20 protein-coding genes are annotated in these 18,574 nt (G+C 74.2%); 14 read left to right on the top strand and 6 right to left on the bottom strand.

Translation table 11 applies throughout. The annotated features are described in order from the left end of the window. Positions 1–18: 18 nt before the first annotated feature. Entirely contained in the window at positions 19–1,455 is a 1,437-nt protein-coding gene (locus QSK52_RS11510) for a PP2C family protein-serine/threonine phosphatase (protein WP_285735868.1), read from the bottom strand. Positions 1,456–1,682: 227 nt separating this feature from the next. On the opposite strand from QSK52_RS11510, the gene QSK52_RS11505 reads away from it, so the two are divergent. Then, positions 1,683–2,225, top strand: a complete 543-nt coding sequence (locus QSK52_RS11505) for an O-acetyl-ADP-ribose deacetylase (protein WP_285735867.1) — start codon at positions 1,683–1,685, stop codon at positions 2,223–2,225. 214 nt (positions 2,226–2,439) lie between these two features. On the opposite strand, the gene QSK52_RS11500 is transcribed toward QSK52_RS11505, so the two are convergent. After that, positions 2,440–3,264: a class I SAM-dependent methyltransferase gene (locus tag QSK52_RS11500; RefSeq protein ID WP_285735866.1), complete on the bottom strand. Its 825-nt coding sequence runs from the start codon at positions 3,262–3,264 to the stop codon at positions 2,440–2,442. Positions 3,265–3,495: 231 nt separating this feature from the next. Here QSK52_RS11500 and mshA point away from each other — a divergent pair, with 231 nt between their 5' ends. From mshA to QSK52_RS11485, 3 genes are all read left to right on the top strand, one after another. Then, positions 3,496–4,785 (top strand): D-inositol-3-phosphate glycosyltransferase, encoded by a 1,290-nt coding sequence (gene mshA, locus QSK52_RS11495; RefSeq protein ID WP_285736033.1) that lies wholly within the window; start codon positions 3,496–3,498, stop codon positions 4,783–4,785. Between the two features lie 155 nt (positions 4,786–4,940). Next, positions 4,941–5,456, top strand: a complete 516-nt coding sequence (locus tag QSK52_RS11490) for a YbjN domain-containing protein (RefSeq protein ID WP_285735865.1) — start codon at positions 4,941–4,943, stop codon at positions 5,454–5,456. Between the two features lie 31 nt (positions 5,457–5,487). Next, entirely contained in the window at positions 5,488–5,985 is a 498-nt protein-coding gene (locus QSK52_RS11485; protein WP_285735864.1) for an SLATT domain-containing protein, read from the top strand. Between the two features lie 89 nt (positions 5,986–6,074). Here the strand turns inward: QSK52_RS11485 and QSK52_RS11480 are convergent, their stop codons facing one another. Further along, positions 6,075–7,337: an MDR family MFS transporter gene (locus tag QSK52_RS11480; RefSeq protein WP_285735863.1), complete on the bottom strand. Its 1,263-nt coding sequence runs from the start codon at positions 7,335–7,337 to the stop codon at positions 6,075–6,077. A 158-nt stretch (positions 7,338–7,495) separates the two neighbouring features. Here QSK52_RS11480 and QSK52_RS11475 point away from each other — a divergent pair, with 158 nt between their 5' ends. Both QSK52_RS11475 and QSK52_RS11470 read left to right on the top strand, forming a co-directional pair. Next, positions 7,496–8,254, top strand: coding sequence for a phosphoglyceromutase (locus QSK52_RS11475; RefSeq protein ID WP_030908130.1), 759 nt, complete (start codon positions 7,496–7,498; stop codon positions 8,252–8,254). A 273-nt stretch (positions 8,255–8,527) separates the two neighbouring features. Next, complete coding sequence (locus QSK52_RS11470) at positions 8,528–9,118, top strand: lytic polysaccharide monooxygenase auxiliary activity family 9 protein (RefSeq protein ID WP_285735862.1); 591 nt, start codon at positions 8,528–8,530, stop codon at positions 9,116–9,118. 89 nt (positions 9,119–9,207) lie between these two features. Here the strand turns inward: QSK52_RS11470 and QSK52_RS11465 are convergent, their stop codons facing one another. Together QSK52_RS11465 and phoU are read right to left on the bottom strand one after the other, a co-directional pair. Beyond that, positions 9,208–9,387 (bottom strand): hypothetical protein, encoded by a 180-nt coding sequence (locus QSK52_RS11465; RefSeq protein ID WP_033250994.1) that lies wholly within the window; start codon positions 9,385–9,387, stop codon positions 9,208–9,210. Between the two features lie 162 nt (positions 9,388–9,549). Beyond that, on the bottom strand, positions 9,550–10,224 hold the full coding sequence (phoU, locus tag QSK52_RS11460) for a phosphate signaling complex protein PhoU (RefSeq protein ID WP_285735861.1): 675 nt from the start codon (positions 10,222–10,224) through the stop codon (positions 9,550–9,552). A 285-nt stretch (positions 10,225–10,509) separates the two neighbouring features. On the opposite strand from phoU, the gene QSK52_RS11455 reads away from it, so the two are divergent. Together QSK52_RS11455 and QSK52_RS11450 are read left to right on the top strand one after the other, a co-directional pair. Next, the gene (locus tag QSK52_RS11455; RefSeq protein ID WP_285735860.1) at positions 10,510–11,760 is read left to right on the top strand and encodes a sensor histidine kinase; all 1,251 of its coding nucleotides are present in this window, start codon (positions 10,510–10,512) and stop codon (positions 11,758–11,760) included. Continuing rightward, a complete protein-coding gene (locus QSK52_RS11450; RefSeq protein WP_033250991.1) occupies positions 11,757–12,449 on the top strand; it encodes a response regulator transcription factor in 693 nt (230 codons plus the stop codon). Before QSK52_RS11455 ends, QSK52_RS11450 begins: the two co-directional genes overlap by 4 nt. Before the next feature lie 68 nt (positions 12,450–12,517). Here the strand turns inward: QSK52_RS11450 and QSK52_RS11445 are convergent, their stop codons facing one another. Beyond that, positions 12,518–13,210 carry a DUF461 domain-containing protein gene (locus QSK52_RS11445; protein WP_285735859.1) on the bottom strand — a complete coding sequence of 231 codons (693 nt, stop codon included), beginning with the start codon at positions 13,208–13,210 and terminating at the stop codon, positions 12,518–12,520. A gap of 374 nt (positions 13,211–13,584) precedes the next feature. On the opposite strand from QSK52_RS11445, the gene QSK52_RS11440 reads away from it, so the two are divergent. The 6 genes from QSK52_RS11440 (at position 13,585) to rlmB (ending at position 18,558) form a co-directional block, all read left to right on the top strand. Further along, the gene (locus QSK52_RS11440; RefSeq protein WP_014136563.1) at positions 13,585–14,067 is read left to right on the top strand and encodes a CarD family transcriptional regulator; all 483 of its coding nucleotides are present in this window, start codon (positions 13,585–13,587) and stop codon (positions 14,065–14,067) included. A 236-nt stretch (positions 14,068–14,303) separates the two neighbouring features. Further along, entirely contained in the window at positions 14,304–15,059 is a 756-nt protein-coding gene (gene ispD, locus QSK52_RS11435) for a 2-C-methyl-D-erythritol 4-phosphate cytidylyltransferase (RefSeq protein ID WP_285736032.1), read from the top strand. Beyond that, positions 15,049–15,546: a 2-C-methyl-D-erythritol 2,4-cyclodiphosphate synthase gene (gene ispF / locus QSK52_RS11430; protein WP_285735858.1), complete on the top strand. Its 498-nt coding sequence runs from the start codon at positions 15,049–15,051 to the stop codon at positions 15,544–15,546. The genes ispD and ispF overlap by 11 nt, the downstream gene beginning before the upstream one ends. Before the next feature lie 44 nt (positions 15,547–15,590). Next, positions 15,591–15,986, top strand: a complete 396-nt coding sequence (locus QSK52_RS11425; protein ID WP_285735857.1) for a PPOX class F420-dependent oxidoreductase — start codon at positions 15,591–15,593, stop codon at positions 15,984–15,986. Positions 15,987–16,077: 91 nt separating this feature from the next. Continuing rightward, a complete protein-coding gene (gene cysS, locus QSK52_RS11420) occupies positions 16,078–17,472 on the top strand; it encodes a cysteine--tRNA ligase (protein WP_285735856.1) in 1,395 nt (464 codons plus the stop codon). 93 nt (positions 17,473–17,565) lie between these two features. Continuing rightward, positions 17,566–18,558 carry a 23S rRNA (guanosine(2251)-2'-O)-methyltransferase RlmB gene (gene rlmB / locus QSK52_RS11415; protein WP_285735855.1) on the top strand — a complete coding sequence of 331 codons (993 nt, stop codon included), beginning with the start codon at positions 17,566–17,568 and terminating at the stop codon, positions 18,556–18,558. Positions 18,559–18,574 lie beyond the last annotated feature (16 nt).

The raw sequence follows: 18,574 nt of genomic DNA, 5'->3' as shown, positions 1-18,574 counted from the left end.
GCGTTCGGGGCGGGTCGCTCAGCCCATGATCACCGGGACCGGGTTGCGCTCCAGCAGCAGCACCGCGACGTCGTCGGTGAGCGCCCCGCCGTTCAGCTCCTCGACCTCGGCGATCGCCGAGTCGACCAGGCGGCCGCGGGTCAGCCCGGCGGCCTGGTGGTCGGTGATCAGCTCGATCAGGCCCTCCTGGCCCAGCCGCGGCGAGCCCGCCCCGACCTTGCCCTCGACCAGGCCGTCGGTGTACATCAGCAGCCGCCAGCCGGAGGGGAGTTCGACCCGCAGGGCGGGCCAGACCGAGTGCGTCGCGTCGCAGGGCAGCAGGCCGAGCGCCGGGCCGGCCTGGTCGAGCGGGAGCAGCACCGGCGGGCCGTCGGGGCCCAGCAGCAGCGGGGCGGGGTGCCCGGCCAGGTACAGCTCGGCGGCGTCGGGGCCGTCCTCCTCGCCCGGGGCGTCCAGCACGACCATGCACAGGGTCGCGAAGATCTCGTCGCTGCGGCGCTCGTGCTCCAGCACGTGCTGCAGGGTGGTGAGCAGGTGCTGGCCGGTCAGCCCGGCGAACACCAGCGTCCGCCACGCTATCCGCAGCGCGACGCCGAGCGCGGCCTCGTCCGGGCCGTGGCCGCAGACGTCGCCGATCACCACGTGCACCCGGCCGTCCTTGGTGCGGACGGCGTCGTAGAAGTCGCCGCCGAGCAGGGCCCGGCGGCGGCCGGGGCGGTAGCGGCGGGTGAAGGCCAGGTTGGCGCCGTCCAGCAGCGGGGTGGGCAGCAGGTGGCGCTGGAGGCGGGCGTTCTCCTGGCCGCGGATCTCGGCCTCGACCAGGCGGCGCTGCGACTCGTCGGCGCGCTTGCGCTCCACCGCGTAGTGCAGGGCGCGGGCCAGCAGCGGGCCGCCGGTGTCCTGCCGGAGCAGGAAGTCCTGGGCGCCCGCGGCGACCGCGGCGGCGCCGAGCTCGGCCCCGGCGGCGTCGGTCAGCACCACCACGGCGGTGTGCGGGGCGCGCAGCAGCAGTTCGCGCAGGCCGTCCAGCCCGTCGGACGGCTCCGCGGAGGGGGCGGCGGAGGGCTCGGCGGACGCGCCGAGGTCGAGCAGGACGCACTGGAAGTCGGGGGTGCGCTGCCCGCGGCGGCCAGTGCCGGGCGGCGGCGGCAGTACGGCCAGGGCCTCCCGGACGCCGTTCACCCGGTGCAGTTCGGCGTGCTGGCCCAGCTCGGCGGCCAGTGAGTCGAACAGGGCGTGCCCGGGCCCGTCGGCCTCCACCACCAGCACCCGGAACCCCGCGGTGGGGTGGGCGGGTTCGACGGGGGCCGGGGTGCTGCGCGGATGCGGTATCGGCGCGGGGCCCGCGGTCCGGTCGGGGCGCGGGGCGCCGTGGGCGCGGCGGCTGCGGCTGCGTTCGGCGGTACCGGCGCTCGTGGTCGCGTCGGGTGCCCGCCCGTCTCCCGTAGCGGGCATCGGTCGGTCCTTCCTTTCCCCGACGGACCAACGGCTGGTGTCCGTCCGCAGTGCCCGGGCGGTGCCGGGCATCGAGGGGCTTCCCGCGACCATAACGTGATCTCCGAGGATTTCTTCGACTGGGCGGCGCCGATGTGGTTATTGCCACGCGCCTGGTGGCGGCTTTGCCTAGGGTTTCCGCAGGTTTCCGCCACTGGGGGACCGGAATCGGCCGGAGGTGAGCAGCGGTGACGCAGATCACGCTGGTGCAGGGTGACGTCACGGAGCAGCGGGTGGACGCGGTGGTGAACGCCGCCAACAGCTCCCTGCTGGGCGGGGGCGGGGTGGACGGGGCGATCCACCGCAAGGGGGGACCGGAGATCCTGGCCGAGTGCCGCAGGCTGCGCGCCTCGCACTACGGCAAGGGCCTGCCCACCGGCCGGGCCGTGGCGACCACGGCGGGACGGCTGCCCGCCCGCTGGGTGGTGCACACCGTCGGTCCGGTGTACCGGGCGGAGGAGTACCCGCGGCGCGCGGAGCTACTGGCTTCCTGCTATCGGGAGTCCCTTCGGGTCGCGGCCGGGCTGGGCGCCCGGACGGTGGCCTTCCCGGCGGTCTCGGCCGGGATCTACGGCTGGCCGCTGGAGGACGCGGCCCGGATCGCCCTGGGGACCGCGGTCGCGGAGGCCGCGGACCTGGACCTGGACGAGGTGCGGTTCGTGCTGTTCGATGCCGCTGCGTACGCGGCGTTCGAACGGGTGTGGCGCGAGGTCGAGGGACGGACGGGCTGACGGGTGCTCGGGGGGCCGCTGGAACGACCGCCCCTCGGGAGGCCGCTGGAACGACCACCCGGACGGCTCCATGGTGGCGTGACGGGGCGTCAACACGCCAGAGGAAATCGATAACTCGTTCGAGTGAAGTATCGAACGGATGATCGGATTGGCGGTCCGGTCCGCCTGGTCCGGTCCGCCTGGTCCGGGTCCGCCTGGTCCGGTCCGGTCCGGCTCAGCGCGGCGCCAGCGCGGCCCACTCCACCGTCAGCTCGCCCTGCCGCCACCGCACCGGCCCGTCCCGCAGCGGCCAGTCCGCCGCCAGCGCCGCGCAGGCCGCCGCCCAGCGCTGCCGGGCCCCGAACGCCCCCAGCGGCGCGGCCGCCGCCCAGGCCCGGTCGAGGTCGCGCAGGAAGGAGTGCACCGGCCGCCCCGGCACGTTGTGGTGGATCAGCGCCTTCGGCAGCCGCTCCGCCAGCTCGGACGGCCGCTCCAGACCGCCCAGCCGGGCCGCGAAGGTCACCGTCCGCGGCCCCTCCGGACCGAGCGCCACCCAGACGTGCCGCCGCCCGACCTCGTCGCAGGTGCCCTCCACCAGCAGCCCGTCCGGGGCCAGCCGCCCGCACAGCCGGGCCCACACCTCGGCGACCTGCTCCTCGTCGTACTGCCGCAGCACGTTCGCCGCCCGGATCAGCTGGGCCCGCGCCCCGCCGTCCAGCGGCACCTCGAACCCGCCGCGGCGGAACTCCAGCAGCGGCGGCTCGGCCATCGGCAGCGCCGCCGCGACCCGGGCCGGGTCGATCTCGATCCCCACCACCCGGACGTCCGCCCGCACCGCCCGCAGCCGCGCCGACAGCTCCACCGCCGTCCACGGCGCCGCGCCGTACCCCAGGTCCACCACCACCGGCGGGGCCACCGGCGCCCGCAGCGCCCGGCCCGCCGCGTACGCGATCCAGCGGTCCATCCGCCGCAGCCGGTTGGTGTTGGTGGTGCCCCGGGTGATCGTCCCCACCGGTCGGCCCGACCGGCCCCGGGAGGACGGCGTGTCGCTCGCTGCCATGGTCACCAAGCGTACGCAGCGGTTCCGGAGCACAGGACACCCGGATCCGCTGGCGGGAATACGGCGCCGCGCCGCCCCGTTGCCCTGGCTGAAGTCCATCCGCCCGCTGCCGCCGGCCGCGGGCGGCGGCACGAGAAGAGCAGACCAGACGGCCGGCGCACAGGGAGGCATCCGCAGGTGACCCAGCCCCTCGTCCGCACGCCCCTCCGGGAGCCGCGGTGGGCCGCCCCGGTGGCCCCCGCCGCGTTCGCCGGGCCCGGCGCGGCCGCCCGCCGGCCGCGCCGGATCGCGATGCTGAGCGTCCACACCTCGCCGCTGCACCAGCCCGGCACGGGGGACGCCGGCGGCATGAACGTGTACATCGTGGAGCTGGCCAAGCGCCTCGCCGAGCTGGACATCGAGGTCGAGGTCTTCACCCGCGCCGTCAGCTCGGACGACGCCCCCACCGTCGAGCTCGCCCCCGGCGTCCTCGTCCGGCACGTCACCGCCGGCCCGTACGAGGGCCTCTTCAAGGAGGACCTGCCCGCCCAGCTGTGCGCCTTCACGCACGGCGTGCTGCGCACCGAGGCCGGGCACCGCCCCGGCTACTACGACCTGGTGCACTCGCACTACTGGCTCTCCGGCCAGGTCGGCTGGCTGGCCGCCGAGCGCTGGGGCGTCCCGCTGGTGCACACCATGCACACCATGGCCAAGGTCAAGAACGCCGCCCTCGCCGAGGGCGACACCCCCGAGCCCGCGGCCCGGGTGATCGGCGAGACCCAGGTGGTCGCCGCCGCCGACCGGCTGATCGCCAACACCGCGGAGGAGGCCGCCGAGCTGGCCCACCACTACGCCGCCCGCCCCGAGCAGCTCGCCGTCGTCCACCCCGGCGTCAACCTGGACGTGTTCCGTCCCGGCGACCGCGCCGCCGCCCGCGCCCGGCTCGGCCTCCCGCAGGACGCCGCGGTGCTGCTGTTCGCGGGCCGAATACAGCCGCTCAAGGCGCCCGACGTCCTGCTCAAGGCCGTCGCCCGGCTGCTCGACCGGCACCCCGGGCTGCGCGAACGCCTGGTCGTCCCGATCGTCGGCGGCCCCTCCGGCACCGGCCTGGCCCGCCCCGAGAGCCTGCACAAGCTCGCCGCCCAGCTCGGCATCGGCGACGTGGTCCGCTTCCACCCCCCGGTCGACCAGCGGCAGCTCGCCGACTGGTACCGCGCCGCCACCGCCCTGGTGATGCCCTCGCACAGCGAGTCCTTCGGCCTGGTCGCCCTGGAGGCCCAGGCCTGCGGCACCCCCGTGGTCGCCGCCGCCGTCGGCGGCCTCCCCGTCGCCGTCCGGGACGGCCGCACCGGCACCCTCGTCCCCGGCCACGACCCCGGCGCCTGGGCCCGCGCCCTCCTCCCGTACGCCACCGACCCCGCCCTCCCCGCCGCCCGCGGCGCCGAGGCCGCCCGCCACGCCGCCGCCTTCGGCTGGTCCGCCGCGGCCGGCGCCACCGCCGAGGTCTACACGGGAGCGATGTCGGCCGTCGTCCGGGCCTGAAGCCCTCCGGCCGACGGACCGGAACGACCAGGGGCCCGGGGAGCGGCGGGCCCGGGTCCGCTCACGGTGCGCCGCCGGTGCGCGCCGTCGCTCCGGGTCCCGTTCCCACCCCCTGGGCGCGCCGGTCCGCCGACCCGGGGGCTAGCGTGGGGGCCATGGCAGCCAAGGACGACGCACTCACCCTCCTGCGCACCGCGCTCGACCAGGCCGGTGTCGCCTGGGAGCCCGCCGCGGCCGACCCGTACACGGTGGTCGCCGCGCTGCCCGGGACGCGGAAGCTCTCCACCGCCTGCGCGCTGCGGGTCGGCGACCACACGCTGTCGGTGAACGCGTTCGTGATCCGGCGGCCGGACGAGAACCACGAGGCGTTCCACCGCTGGCTGCTGGAGCGCAACACCCGGATGTTCGGGGTGGCGTACGCGGTGGACCGGCTCGGCGACGTCTACCTGGTCGGGCGGCTGCCGCTGGAGGCGGTGACGCCGGACGCGGTGGACCGGCTGCTGGGCAGCGTGCTGGAGCACGCCGACGAGCCGTTCGACACCCTGCTGGAGCTGGGCTTCGCGACCGCGATCCGCCGCGAGTGGGAGTGGCGGACCAAGCGCGGCGAGTCCACCCGCAACCTGGCCGCGTTCGCGCACCTGGCGAGCGAGACCCCTCCCGCCGGAGCCTGATCCGGGTATCCTCCCCGCCGGGGAGGACACCATGGACACCGAATACGCCGGTATCGCCGAATCCGCCGCCGCACAACGGAAGTTGGCCTGGCTGGAGGCCGAGCTCGACGCCGAGCTGAAGGAGCGTCGGCGGCGCCGCGACTGGGACCGCCGCCGGGCGCTGACCCTGCAACTGGCCACGGTCAGCCTCTCCGCGCTGGTCACCGTGCTGCTGGGCCTGAAGGTCGGCGAGCCGCTGGCCGCCCGGCTGGCGGACGTCGCCCTGGTCTCCGGCGCGCTGGTGACGGTGCTGGCCGCCTGGGCGGCCTTCTTCGGCTACCGCACGCTGTGGATCCAGCGCTCCGACACCGTGCACCGCCTGAACTCGCTGCGCCGCCGCCTCGGGCTGCTGAAGGCCGAGTGCGGCGACGCGGTGCCGGAGCCGTCCCGGCTGGCGCCGCTGATCGAGGAGTACCAGGCGGTCCTGGAGGACGACCACGACTCCTGGGTCCGGCTCCGGCAGAGCGAGGTGGGCGGCGCGGCCTCCTGAGGCCCGCCCGCGGGAGGTCCCGCCCGCGGGAGGTGCCGCCCGCGGGAGGTGCCCGCCGCCACCCCTTCGGCGCCCCGGGCCCGGGAGGGTCAGGCCGCCGCCTCCAGCGGCGCCGCGGCCGGCGCCCCGTCCGCCTCCGACGGCCGGGGCCGACGGCGTCCGATCGCGACGAAGGCGAGCGCGGCCAGCGTGCCCGCCGCCGCGCAGCCGCCCCACAGCGCCCAGCTGCCCGCGTACTGCAGCAGCAGGCCGCCGCCGAGCGGGCCGACGAACGAGGCCAGCGACCAGGAGAGCGAGTAGACGCCCTGGTAGCGGCCGCGGGCCCGGGCGGGGGAGTGCTCGGCGACCAGCGCCATCATGGTCGGGGCGGTGACGATCTCGCCGACCGTCCAGATCGCCACCGTCAGCGCGTACAGCGCGGCGGAGGAGCCGGCCAGCGCGGTCAGGCCGAAGCCCCAGCCGGTCAGCAGGGCGCCGGCCACCAGCAGGGCGGTGCGGTCGCGCTGCTCCATCAGCCGGGTCAGCGGGAGCTGCAGCAGCACGATCAGCACCCCGTTCAGGCTGATCACCAGGCCGAACCGGGCGGCCGAGAGGCCGTGCGCGCCCATGTCCACCGGCAGCGTGGTGGAGCCCTGCTGGACGACCAGCGCCAGCAGCAGGTTCACCGCGACCACGGCCATGAACGGCCCGTCCCGGAAGACCGTGCCCAGCCCGACCCGCGGCTCCCGCCCGGCGGCGGCCGCCGGGGCGGCCTCCGGCTGCGTCTCCGGGACCTTCACGAACACCACCACCGCGCACAGCAGCGTGGTCAGCGCGTCCAGCAGGAACAGCGCCAGGTAGCCGTGCAGGGCGATCAGCCCGGCCACCGCGGCGGAGGCGCCGAAGCCGATGTTGATCGCCCAGTAGTTCAGCGCGTACGCCCGGACCCGGTCCGCGGCGGGCACCAGGTCGGCGATCATCGCGCTGACCGCGGGGCGGGACGCGTTGCTCGCCAGGCCGACCAGGAAGGCCACCGCGGCGATCGCCACCGGCCCGTCGGTGAACCCCAGCAGCGCGGTGAACAGCGCCGTGGACAGCTGCGCCGCCAGCAGCGTCGGCCGCCGCCCCAGCCGGTCGGTCAGCACCCCGGCGCCGATCGCGGCCACCGCCGAGCCGAGCCCGAACAGCGAGGCCACCAGGCCCGCGTACGCCGCCGAGTAGCCGCGCTCGTGGGTGAGGTACATGGCCAGGAAGGTGACCACGAAGCCGCCGAGGCGGTTCACCAGCGTCGACGTCCACAGCCACCAGAACCGGCGGGGGAGCCCGCCGCCCGCTCTGCGTGCTTCGGCGGCCAGGCGGGCGAGGAGGGGCATGGGGGCTCCCGGGCGGTACGGCCCGGAGCGGCCGCGGGCAGGGTGGGGCGGCCGCCCGCGGACGGGTGGGACGGTAAGAGTCGAAACCGATGAGCGAACATTACATCGCCCGTGGACACCCGAGCGACCGGATTTACCCCTCCACTAGGCTTGGCCCCATGGCTGACACGACCTATCGCTTGATCCTGCTCCGCCACGGCGAGAGCCAGTGGAACCAGAAGAACCTGTTCACCGGTTGGGTCGACGTCGACCTCAACGAGAAGGGCGAGAAGGAGGCCGCCCGCGGCGGCGAGCTCCTGCTCGCCGAGGGCCTGCTGCCGGACGTGCTGCACACCTCGCTGCTGCGCCGCGCCATCCGCACCTCGCAGATCGCCCTCGACAAGGCCGACCGCCACTGGATCCCGGTCCGCCGCAGCTGGCGCCTGAACGAGCGCCACTACGGCGCCCTCCAGGGCAAGGACAAGGCCCAGACCCTCGCCGAGTTCGGCGAGGAGCAGTTCCAGCTCTGGCGCCGCTCCTACGACACCCCGCCGCCGGCCCTCGCCGACGACGCCGAGTACTCGCAGGCCGGCGACGCCCGCTACGCCGAGATCCCGTCCGAGCTGCGCCCGAACACCGAGTGCCTCAAGGACGTCGTCGAGCGGATGCTCCCGTACTGGTACGACGCCATCGTGCCGGACCTCGCGGCGGGCAGCACCGTCCTGGTCACCGCCCACGGCAACAGCCTGCGCGCCCTGGTCAAGCACCTGGACGGCATCTCCGACGAGGCCATCGCGGGCCTCAACATCCCCACCGGCATCCCGCTCGTCTACGAGCTCGACGCCGACTTCAAGCCGGTCACCCCCGGTGGCCGCTACCTCGACCCGGAGGCCGCCGCGGCCGCGATCGAGGCCGTGAAGAACCAGGGCAAGAAGTAGCACCCGCTCGCCCTCACCCCGCCTCCCAGCCCCCTGTCCGGCGCAACGACGCCCCGGCCCAGGGGGCTGTTCCGTTCCCTGACGGCGTGTCAACCGACGGGTGGCAAAGCTTGATTCACGGGGAAGAATGGTTCAGACCATTGACGGGGGGCGGGGGCTGCTCCTAGCGTGGAGGCACTGTCGGCGCGGGCATGACAATCTTGGTCGCCCCCCACGCGGCCCCTTCCGCGTGCCCGCGGTCGCGCACTCCATCCACCCCCACGGAGGAGCACCATGCGCAAGCGCAACGTCCTGGCGGTCGGCTTCGCCGCCGCCGCCGCGGTCCTGGCCACCGCCATCCCGGCCAGTTCGCACGGGTACATCACCACGCCGCCCAGCCGCGCCGGACTGTGCGGGGCGGGCGTGGTCAAGAACTGCGGGCAGATCCAGTGGGAGCCGCAGAGCGTCGAGGGGCCGAAGGGCTTCCCGTCCTCCGGGCCCGCCGACGGCACGCTGTGCGCGGGCGGCGACACGCGCTGGGCGCCGCTGGACAACCCGCGGTCCGGGGCGTGGCCGACCACCAAGGTGACCGCCGGGCAGCAGCTGACGCTGACCTGGAGCATCGAGGCGCGGCACGCCACCACCTCGTTCCGGTACTTCCTCACCAAGCCGGGCTACGACGCGACCACCAAGCTCACCCGGTCGAACCTGAACCTGACCCCGTTCCTGACCGTGCCGATGGGCGGCAAGCAGCCCCCGGCCACCCTCAGCCACACCGCGACGCTGCCCGCCGGGCTGACCGGCCACCAGGTGATCCTGGCGGTCTGGGACATCGCGGACACCGGCAACGCGTTCTACCAGTGCATGGACGTCAACTTCTCCTGACGCCCGGGAGGACGCGGGAAGCAGCCGGACGGCCGGGCACCCTTCCAGAGGGGGTGCCCGGCCGTCCGGCCGTGCGCGCGTGCGGGGGCTCAGTGGCCGCCGCAGCAGCCGCCGGTCGCGCCGCCGCACTGGCAGGGCGAGCCGGACTGGCAGCCGCAACCGCAGCCGGGGCCGCAGCCGCAGCCCGCGGCGAGGACCGGCAGGAGCCGGGCCGCGACCGGGGCGGTCGGGGCGGGCGGGGGAGTGTTCGGGGTGCCGGTCGTCTTCATCGCGCTGCCTCCTCGTCCGGGCGGAGCCGGGCAGCCCGAGGGGAGTGCCCGTCCCTTCGAGTGAACCCGGCGGTCGACGGCACGTCAACGGGCGCGCGGGGGCTGGTGGTTCGGCCCCCGTGCGCCCCCTCGCCGGGCCGGGCGGGGACGGTCGGCGGACGGCTACTCGGCCGCCTCGGCGGTGGCCACGAAGTCGTCCACGTGCTCGCCGGTGACCAGGTAGACGACGCGCTTGGCGACCGAGACCGCGTGGTCGGCGAAGCGCTCGTAGTAGCGGCCGACCAGCGTGACGTCCACCGCGGTCTCGATGCCGTGGTGCCAGCGGTCGTCCAGCAGGTGCGAGAACAGTTCGCGGTGCAGGGCGTCGATCGCGTCGTCGTCCGCCTCCAGCTCCAGCGCCTTGTCGACGTCCTTGGTGGCGATGACCAGGCCCGCCTTGGCGACCAGCCGCTGGGCGAGTTGCCCCATCTCCAGCACGATCGGGTGCAGGTCGTTCGGGACGGCGGTCTCCGGGTAGCGCAGCCGGGCGACCTTGGCGACGTGCCGGGCCAGGTCGCCGCAGCGCTCCAGGTCGGCGCTCATCCGCAGCGAGGTGACCACGATCCGCAGGTCGGTGGCGACCGGCTGCTGGCGGGCCAGCAGGTCGATGGCCCGGTTCTCCAGGTCGTGGTGCAGGCCGTTGATCTTCTCGTCGGCGGCGATCACGCTCTCCGCCAGTTCGAGGTCCGCGTCCAGCAGGGCGGTGGTGGCCCGGCCCATCGCCGAGCCGACCAGGCGTGCCATCTCGACCAGGCTGTCGCTGATCGAGTCGAGTTCCTCGTGGTACGCGTCGCGCATGCGCTCTTCTCCTCCAGTACCGGTGTCGGTGGCGGTGCCGACCGGACGCCCCGGACCGGCCCGCCGGAGGGCGGGAGGCGCGGGCGGCCGCTGCTGGTGGCGCGAATGGTAGCCGCGTCACCGCCCGCACGGGCTTGCCCGGCCCAGACTGGGCCGTTCGGGCGACCTCCCACGGCCGGTGCGGTGAACCGGCGGAATCCTGAAGGTGAATTCTCGGCAACGTCGGGCCGATGCCTTGATCGCACCCTTACGGAGCGCGCCCGGACACCATTTACGCTGGCTGGCATGGACGTGAACGCGGCCGCCGCCGCTGCCTGCGCCATAGCCGGGCTCGGCGTCGGCCTCACCGCTTCCATCGCCTTCCGCTGGAGCGAGCGCGAGCAGGCCCGGGACCGGAAGGGCAGGAGCGGCGGGCCGGAACTGGAACAGGAACCCGCACTGCCCCCGGGCGTGGACACCGTGCTCTCGGTGCTGCGCTCCTGCGCGATCGTGCTGGGCGAGGGCGACGAGGTGGTCAAGGCCTCCTCGGCCGCCTACGCGATGGGCCTGGTGCGCGGCGGCAAGGTGGCCGTGGACCAGATGCTGTCGCTGGCCCGCTCCACCCGGCGGGACGGCGAGATCCGGCAGATCGAGCTGGAGCTGACCCGCCCCGGCGCCTCGGCCCGCACCGCCGAACCGCTGGCGGTCTCGGTCCGGGTCGCCCCGCTGGGCTCCCGGCTGGTGCTGGTGCTGGTCGAGGACCGCACCGAGCGCCGCCGGATCGAGGCGATCCGCCGCGACTTCGTGGCCAACGTCTCGCACGAGCTGAAGACCCCGGTCGGCGCGCTCTCGCTGCTCTCCGAGGCCGTCGCGGACGCCTCCGACGACCCGGAGGCGGTGCAGCGCTTCGCCGGCCGGATGCAGGTGGAGGCCACCCGGCTGGCCAGCCTGGTGCAGGAGATCATCGACCTGTCCCGGGTCCAGGACGACCAGCTCAAGGTCGACCCGGAGCCGGTCGCGGTGGACGAGCTGATCGCCGAGGCGATCGACCGCTGCCGGCAGACCGCCGCGGCCAAGCAGATCGTCATCGCCGCGGGCGGCACCACCGACCTGTACCTGGTCGGCAACCGCGGCCAACTGGCCGCCGCACTCGGCAACCTGGTGGAGAACGCGGTGAACTACAGCCCGCCGCGCACCAGGGTCGCCATCGCCACCCGCCGGATCTCCAGCGCCGCGGCGCTGGGCGAGGCGGACGGCGAGCTGATCGAGATCTCGGTGACCGACCAGGGCATCGGCATCTCGGAGAAGGACCGCGAGCGGATCTTCGAACGCTTCTACCGGGTGGACCCCGCCCGCTCCCGCCTCACCGGTGGCACCGGCCTCGGCCTGTCCATCGTCAAGCACGTCGCCGCCTCGCACCGCGGCACCGTGTCGGTGTGGAGCGTCGAGGGCCAGGGGTCCACCTTCACCCTGCGGCTCCCCGCCGGTCAGGCACCGGCCGGGGGCCCCGAAACCCACGCAGCAACCACACTTCCTGCCCCGGAGGCCCGATCGTGACCCGTGTACTGGTGGTCGAGGACGAGGAGTCGTTCAGCGACGCCCTGTCGTACATGCTCCGCAAGGAGGGCTTCGAGGTGGCGGTCGCCGCCACCGGCCCCGACGCGCTGGAGCAGTTCGAGCGCAACGGAGCCGACCTCGTCCTGCTCGACCTGATGCTGCCCGGCCTGCCCGGCACCGAGGTCTGCCGCCAGCTGCGGGTCCGCTCCAACGTGCCGGTGATCATGGTCACCGCGAAGGACAGCGAGATCGACAAGGTGGTCGGCCTGGAGATAGGGGCCGACGACTACGTCACCAAGCCGTACTCCACCCGCGAGCTGGTGGCCCGGATCCGCGCGGTGCTCCGCCGCCGGGGCGAGGACGGCGGCGGCGACGGCGCGGCCGCCCCGGGCGCGCTGGAGGCCGGCCCGGTCCGGATGGACGTCGACCGGCACGTGGTGACGGTGGACGGCGCCAAGGTCGACCTGCCGCTCAAGGAGTTCGACCTGCTGGAGATGCTGCTGCGCAACGCGGGCCGGGTGCTCACCCGGATGCAGCTGATCGACCGGGTCTGGGGCGCGGACTACGTCGGCGACACCAAGACCCTGGACGTCCACGTCAAGCGCCTGCGGGCGAAGATCGAGCCGGACCCGGGCGCCCCGCGCTACCTGGTCACCGTCCGCGGCCTGGGCTACAAGTTCGAGCCGTAGGCCGCGGGCCGGTCCCGCGCACAGCCGGAGGGCCCCGCCGAGGCGGGGCCCTCCGGCACGACGGCGTCCTACTGCTGGGCGGTGGCCGAGCCGGACGGGGCGGCCGGGGCGCTCGCCGAGCCGCTCGCGGTGGCGCCGGCCGACGGCGAGCCGGAGGCGCCGGCGGTGGCCGGGGCACCGGCCGACGCGCTCGCCGAGGCCGAGGCGGAGGCGGAGGCCGAACCGGAGGCGGCGGCGGACGGGGCGGCGGTCTTCGGGCCGAAGCCCTCGTAGTAGCCCTCGGCGGGCTGCACGTTGGCGTTGGCGGAGACCGTGCCGGCGTTCTTGAAGGTGAAGGTGGTCTTGGCGTAGCCGCCGACCGACAGCGGCGAGCCGGTGACCGAGGCGGTCGGGCCGCCCTCGGCGCCGAGCAGCACCGACTGGCCGGGCGCCAGGGTGATGTCCTGGACCGCGGCGCCCTTCTCGTCGGTCAGCTTGGCGGCGCTGTCGCCGATCTTGACGGAGGTCAGCACCTCCGGGTCGCCACCGGTGTTGGCGATGTTCACCGTGAGGGCGGCCGCGCCGGAGTACTCGCCGGCGGTGCCCTTGGGGGTGACCACGACGATGTTGTTGAGCTTGACGTCGGTGCCGATCGCCGTCGCCGCGTTGTCCGGCTTGATCTCCAGCGTGCTCGCGTCGTTGCCCGCCGCGCAGGCGGCCAGCGGGACGATCGCGGCGAGGACGAGGGCGGCTGCAGCGCCGCGTCGAAGGCTCCGGCTCACGGCGGCGACTTCTCCTTGGTGGGGGACGATCCAGCGGAAAACGGATCACGGTCGGTGGTCGAGGGTCAGACTACCGACCACACATATCCGCCTCTCACGGGGTGGCCCCGTGTCGCGGTCCGATCACGATCCGGGGCATCCGGCGCGTCGGGGGCAAAAACTCAAGATCCAATCATGGTTTCGGGACGGTGACCAGAGGTTTCGTCCCGCGCTCAGACCGCCTCCGACCTGCGGGAAGCCCGGATCGAACACCGGTCGCAGCATGCGACGGGGGTGGTTGTCAAGCCCTGGAACCCGCCCTGACCTGCGAAAACGCCCTTCGAGTCAGCCGAAAAGCGTGTTATTCTGGAAAGCCACGGAAGGGGTCCTGTCACATGACGTTCAAGGTTGGCGACACGGTGGTCTACCCCCATCACGGGGCTGCGCTGATCGAGGCCATCGAAACTCGCCAGATCAAAGGTGTGGACAAGACCTACCTGGTGCTGAAGGTGCAGCAGGGAGATCTGACGCTTCGCGTTCCCGCGGAGAACGCCGAGTTCGTCGGCGTCCGCGACGTGGTGGGCCAGGAAGGTCTGGACCGCGTGTTCGAGGTGCTCCGCGCACCGTACACCGAAGAGCCCACCAACTGGTCTCGCCGGTACAAGGCGAACCTCGAGAAGCTCGCCTCCGGCGATGTGATCAAGGTCGCAGAGGTCGTCCGCGACCTGTGGCGCCGCGAGCGCGAGCGCGGCCTGTCCGCCGGCGAGAAGCGGATGCTGGCCAAGGCCCGGCAGATCCTGGTGAGCGAGCTGGCGCTCGCCGAGAACACCAACGAGGACAAGGCCGAGACGCTGCTCGACGAGGTCCTCGCCTCCTGAGCCGCCGATCCGGCTGCGCGTCCTGATCTCCCGGCTCCCGCAACGGGGTCGAAGCGAACGGGGCCGAAGCAGGTGTGACGCAGCGCCCGGTGGTGCCCGCAACGGCACCTCGGGCGCTTCGCCATGCCCGGAAGGGGTCGGTGGCACGGCTGTGCGTCGGGCGCGGTTCCACTAACGTGCAGTCAGGAAGGGGGCCTGCCCGCTCGCGTCATCCGCGCTCGGCACGGGCCATACCCATCACTACCGAGGAGCCAAACCTGAACGCCTCAGCACAGCTCGCGGCAGCGGTCGTCCCGGCCGCCGGGCGCGGCGAGCGACTCGGCCCCGGCGCCCCCAAGGCGCTGCGCGAACTCGGCGGCGTGCCGCTGCTGGTGCACGCCGTCCGGGCGCTGGCCCGCAGCCGGGCGGTCGGCCTGGTGGTGGTGTGCGCCCCGCCGGACGGCGTGGCCGAGGTGGTCTCGCTGCTGGACAGCCACGGCCTGGACGGCAAGGACGTCCGGGTGGTGCCGGGCGGCGCGAGCCGGCAGGAGTCGGTGCGCCTGGGCCTGGCCGCCGTCCCCGCGGGCACCCGGGTGGTGCTGGTGCACGACGCGGCCCGCCCGCTGGTCCCGGTCGAGGTGGTGGACGCGGTGGCCGCCGCCGTCCGCGCCGGGGCGGAGGCGGTGGTGCCCGCGGTGCCGCTGGCCGACACCGTCAAGCGGGTCGAGCCGCAGCCGTCCGGCCCGGAGCCGGTGCTGGACACGCCCGACCGCTCCACCCTGCGCGCCGTGCAGACCCCGCAGGGCTTCGACCTGGCCGGGCTGGTCGCCGCGCACGAGAAGGCGCTCGCCGAGGGCGCCGAGGTGACCGACGACGCCGGGCTGATCGAGCGCTTCGGCGGCCGGGTGGTCGTGGTGCCCGGCCACGAGGAGGCGTTCAAGGTCACCCGCCCGCTGGACCTCGTGCTCGCCGAGGCCGTGCTCGCCCGCCGGAGGGCCACCGATGGCTACTGACCGCCCGATCCTGCCCCGCGTCGGCATCGGCACCGACGTGCACGCCTTCGAGGAGGGCCGCCCGCTGCGGGTGGCCGGCCTGGACTGGCCCGGCGAGACCGGCCTGGCCGGGCACTCGGACGCCGACGTGGCGGCGCACGCCGCCTGCGACGCGCTGTTCTCCGCCGCCGGGATCGGCGACCTGGGCGCGCACTTCGGCACCTCCCGCCCCGAGTGGGCGGGCGCGGCCGGGGTGGCGCTGCTGGCCGAGGCGGCCCGGCTGGTCCGGGAGGCCGGTTTCGAGATCGGCAACGTCGCCGTCCAGGTGATCGGCGTCCGCCCGAAGGTCGGCAAGCGCCGGGACGAGGCCCAGGCCGCGCTGTCGGCGGCGGTCGGCGCCCCGGTCTCGGTCTCCGGCACCACCACCGACGGCCTCGGCCTGACCGGCCGCGCCGAGGGACTCGCCGCGATCGCCACGGCGCTGGTCTACGAACGGCCCGCCGCCTAGCCTGACTCCTGATCGCACGTCAGAGAACCGGCACGGGAGGCGACATGGGCGTCGAGCTCAGCGACAAGGTCAAGGAACTGCTGGACGCGAAGAGCTACGCCGTGGTGTCCACGGTGCAGCCCGACGGCAGCCCGCAGTCGTCCGTGGTCTGGGTGAAGCGGGACGGGGACGACATCCTGTTCTCCACCGTGCAGGGCCGCCGCAAGCACCTCAACCTGGTCCGCGACCCGCGGATCAGCCTGCTGGTCAACCCGGCGGACAACCCGTACACCTACTTCGAGGCCCGCGGCGAGGTCACCATGACCACCGCGGGCGGCCGGGAGCTGATCGACGAGCTGTCGCACAAGTACCGCGGCGAGGACTACGGCTTCGACGGGCCGGACGACGTCCGGGTGGTGGTCCGGCTCAGCCCGCGCAAGGTGGTCGGCAACAACCTCTGAGCAGGGGCCCCGGAAAAGGGGACCGGACGAGGGCACGCCAATGGGCCGGAAGGTGGCGGGGCACCCCCCGCCGCCCACTACCCTGGTCGCTGTGAGCCTTCGCCTGTACGACACCATGACCCGCCAGGTACGCGACTTCGTCCCGCTGGTGCCGGGCTGTGTCTCGATCTACCTGTGCGGTGCCACGGTCCAGGCACCGCCGCACATCGGGCACATCCGCTCCGGCCTGAACTTCGACGTGATGCAGCGGTGGTTCCGCTACCGCGGCTACGACGTCACCTTCGTCCGCAACGTCACCGACATCGACGACAAGGTGATCACCAAGGGGCGCGAGCAGTCCACCGAGTGGTGGAAGATCGCGTACGCCAACGAGCGCGCCTTCAACGAGGGTTACACCGCCCTCGGCTGCCTGCCGCCGAGCGCCGAGCCGCGCGCCACCGGCCACGTGCCCGAGATGATCGAGATGATGCGCGGCCTGATCGAGCGCGGCCACGCGTACGCCGCCGACGGGAACGTGTACTTCGCGGTCACCACCTTCCCCGAGTACCTGGAGCTCTCCAACCAGGAGCTGGAGAACCTCCGGCAGCCCTCCGGCGACAACGAGACCGGCAAGCGCGACCCGCGCGACTTCGCGATGTGGAAGGCCGCCAAGCCGGGCGAGCCGAGCTGGGAGACGCCCTGGGGCCGCGGCCGTCCGGGCTGGCACCTGGAGTGCTCGGCGATGGCGCACAAGTACCTCGGCAGCGCCTTCGACGTCCACGGCGGCGGGCTCGACCTGATCTTCCCGCACCACGAGAACGAGATCGCCCAGTCCCGGGCGTTCGGCGACGAGTTCGCCAACTTCTGGGTGCACAACGCCTGGGTGACGCTGGCGGGCGAGAAGATGTCCAAGTCGCTGGGCAACTCGGTGCTGGTCTCCGAGATGGTCAAGCGCTGGCGCCCGATCGTGCTGCGCTACTACCTGGCCGGGCCGCACTACCGCTCGATGATCGAGTACAGCGAGGAGTCGCTGCGCGAGGCCGAGACCGGGTTCAACCGGATCGAGGGCTTCATCGAGCGGGCCGTGGAGCGCTGCGGCCCGGTCGACCCGGCGCCCGAGGTGCCGCTGTCCTTCGCCGAGGCGATGGACGACGACCTGGGCGTCCCGCAGGCGCTCGCCGTGGTGCACACCGCCGTCCGGCAGGGCAACAGCGCGCTCGGCGCGGACGACAAGGAGTCGACCGCGGCCCGCCTCGCCGAGGTCCGGGCGATGCTCGGCGTGCTCGGCCTCGACCCGCTGGACGAGCAGTGGGCCCAGGACGGCGGCCGGGGCGAGGAGCTCACCGGCGTGGTCGACTCGCTGGTCAAGCTGGTCCTCGACCAGCGCCAGGCGGCCCGCGCCCGCAAGGACTTCGCGACCGCCGACGAGATCCGCGACCAGCTCGGCGCGGCCGGGCTGGCGATCGAGGACACCCCGTCCGGCCCGCGCTGGACGATCAACCCGTAGCAACCAGTAGCCCCCCGGGGCGCGCAGGGGCCGTACCTTTGTAGGGGTGCGGCCCCGACGCACGAAGCAGACGCAGAGACAGGAAGTACAGCCATGGCCGGCAACAGCCAGCGCAGGAACCGCCGCAACCCCGGATCGAAGAAGGGCGCGAGTGTCGGTACCGGCGGCCACAGCCGGAAGGCACTGCAGGGCAAGGGCCCGACCCCGCCCGGCGAGGCCCGCAAGGGGCACCCCAAGCAGCGCGCCGCCAACGCCGCGCTCAAGCGCGAGCGCGACGCCAAGTCCCGTGCGGGCATGCGCCGCGCCGGTGCCGGTTCGCGCAGCGGCCGCGGCGGCGCGGGCGCGGCCGAGCTGGTGGTGGGCCGCAACTCGGTGGTCGAGGCGCTGCAGGGCGGCGTCCCGGCGACCGCCCTGTACGTGCAGCAGTTCATCGACACCGACGACCGCGTCCGGGACGCCTTCCAGGCCGCCAACGAGCGCGGCGTCCCGCTGATGGAGGCCCCGCGCCCGCAGCTGGACCAGATGACCGGCGGCCTCAACCACCAGGGCCTGGTGCTGCAGGTCCCGCCGTACGAGTACGCGCACCCCGATGACCTGCTGGAGGGCGCCGCCGAGGCCGGGCAGGACGCGCTGATCGTCGCGCTGGACGGCGTCACCGACTCCCGCAACCTGGGCGCGGTCGTCCGCTCGGCCGCCGCGTTCGGCGCGCACGGCGTGGTGATCCCGGAGCGCCGGGCGGCCGGCATGACCGCCGGTGCCTGGAAGACCTCCTCCGGCGCGGCGGCGCGCCTGCCCGTGGCCCGCGCCACCAACCTGACCCGCGCGCTGGAGGCGTACCAGAAGGCGGGCCTGATGGTGGTCGGCCTGGCCGCCGACGGCGAGGCGGAGATCGGCGACCTGGACGCGCTGACCGGCCCCGTGGTGATCGTGGCCGGCTCCGAGGGCAAGGGCCTGTCCCGCCTGGTCTCGGAGACCTGCGACCTGCGGGTGCGGATCCCGATGCCCGGGCAGACCGAGTCGCTGAACGCCGGTGTGGCCGCCGGCGTGGTGCTGTACGAGGCCGCCCGGCTGCGCGCCAAGCGCTGACGGCCCGGCGGGTCGT

This window comes from Kitasatospora phosalacinea (assembly GCF_030268885.1).
Lineage (GTDB): Bacteria > Actinomycetota > Actinomycetes > Streptomycetales > Streptomycetaceae > Kitasatospora > Kitasatospora phosalacinea_C.
The sequence above is the reverse complement of the archived record's forward strand: the minus strand, read 5'-3'. Positions and strand labels throughout refer to the sequence as shown.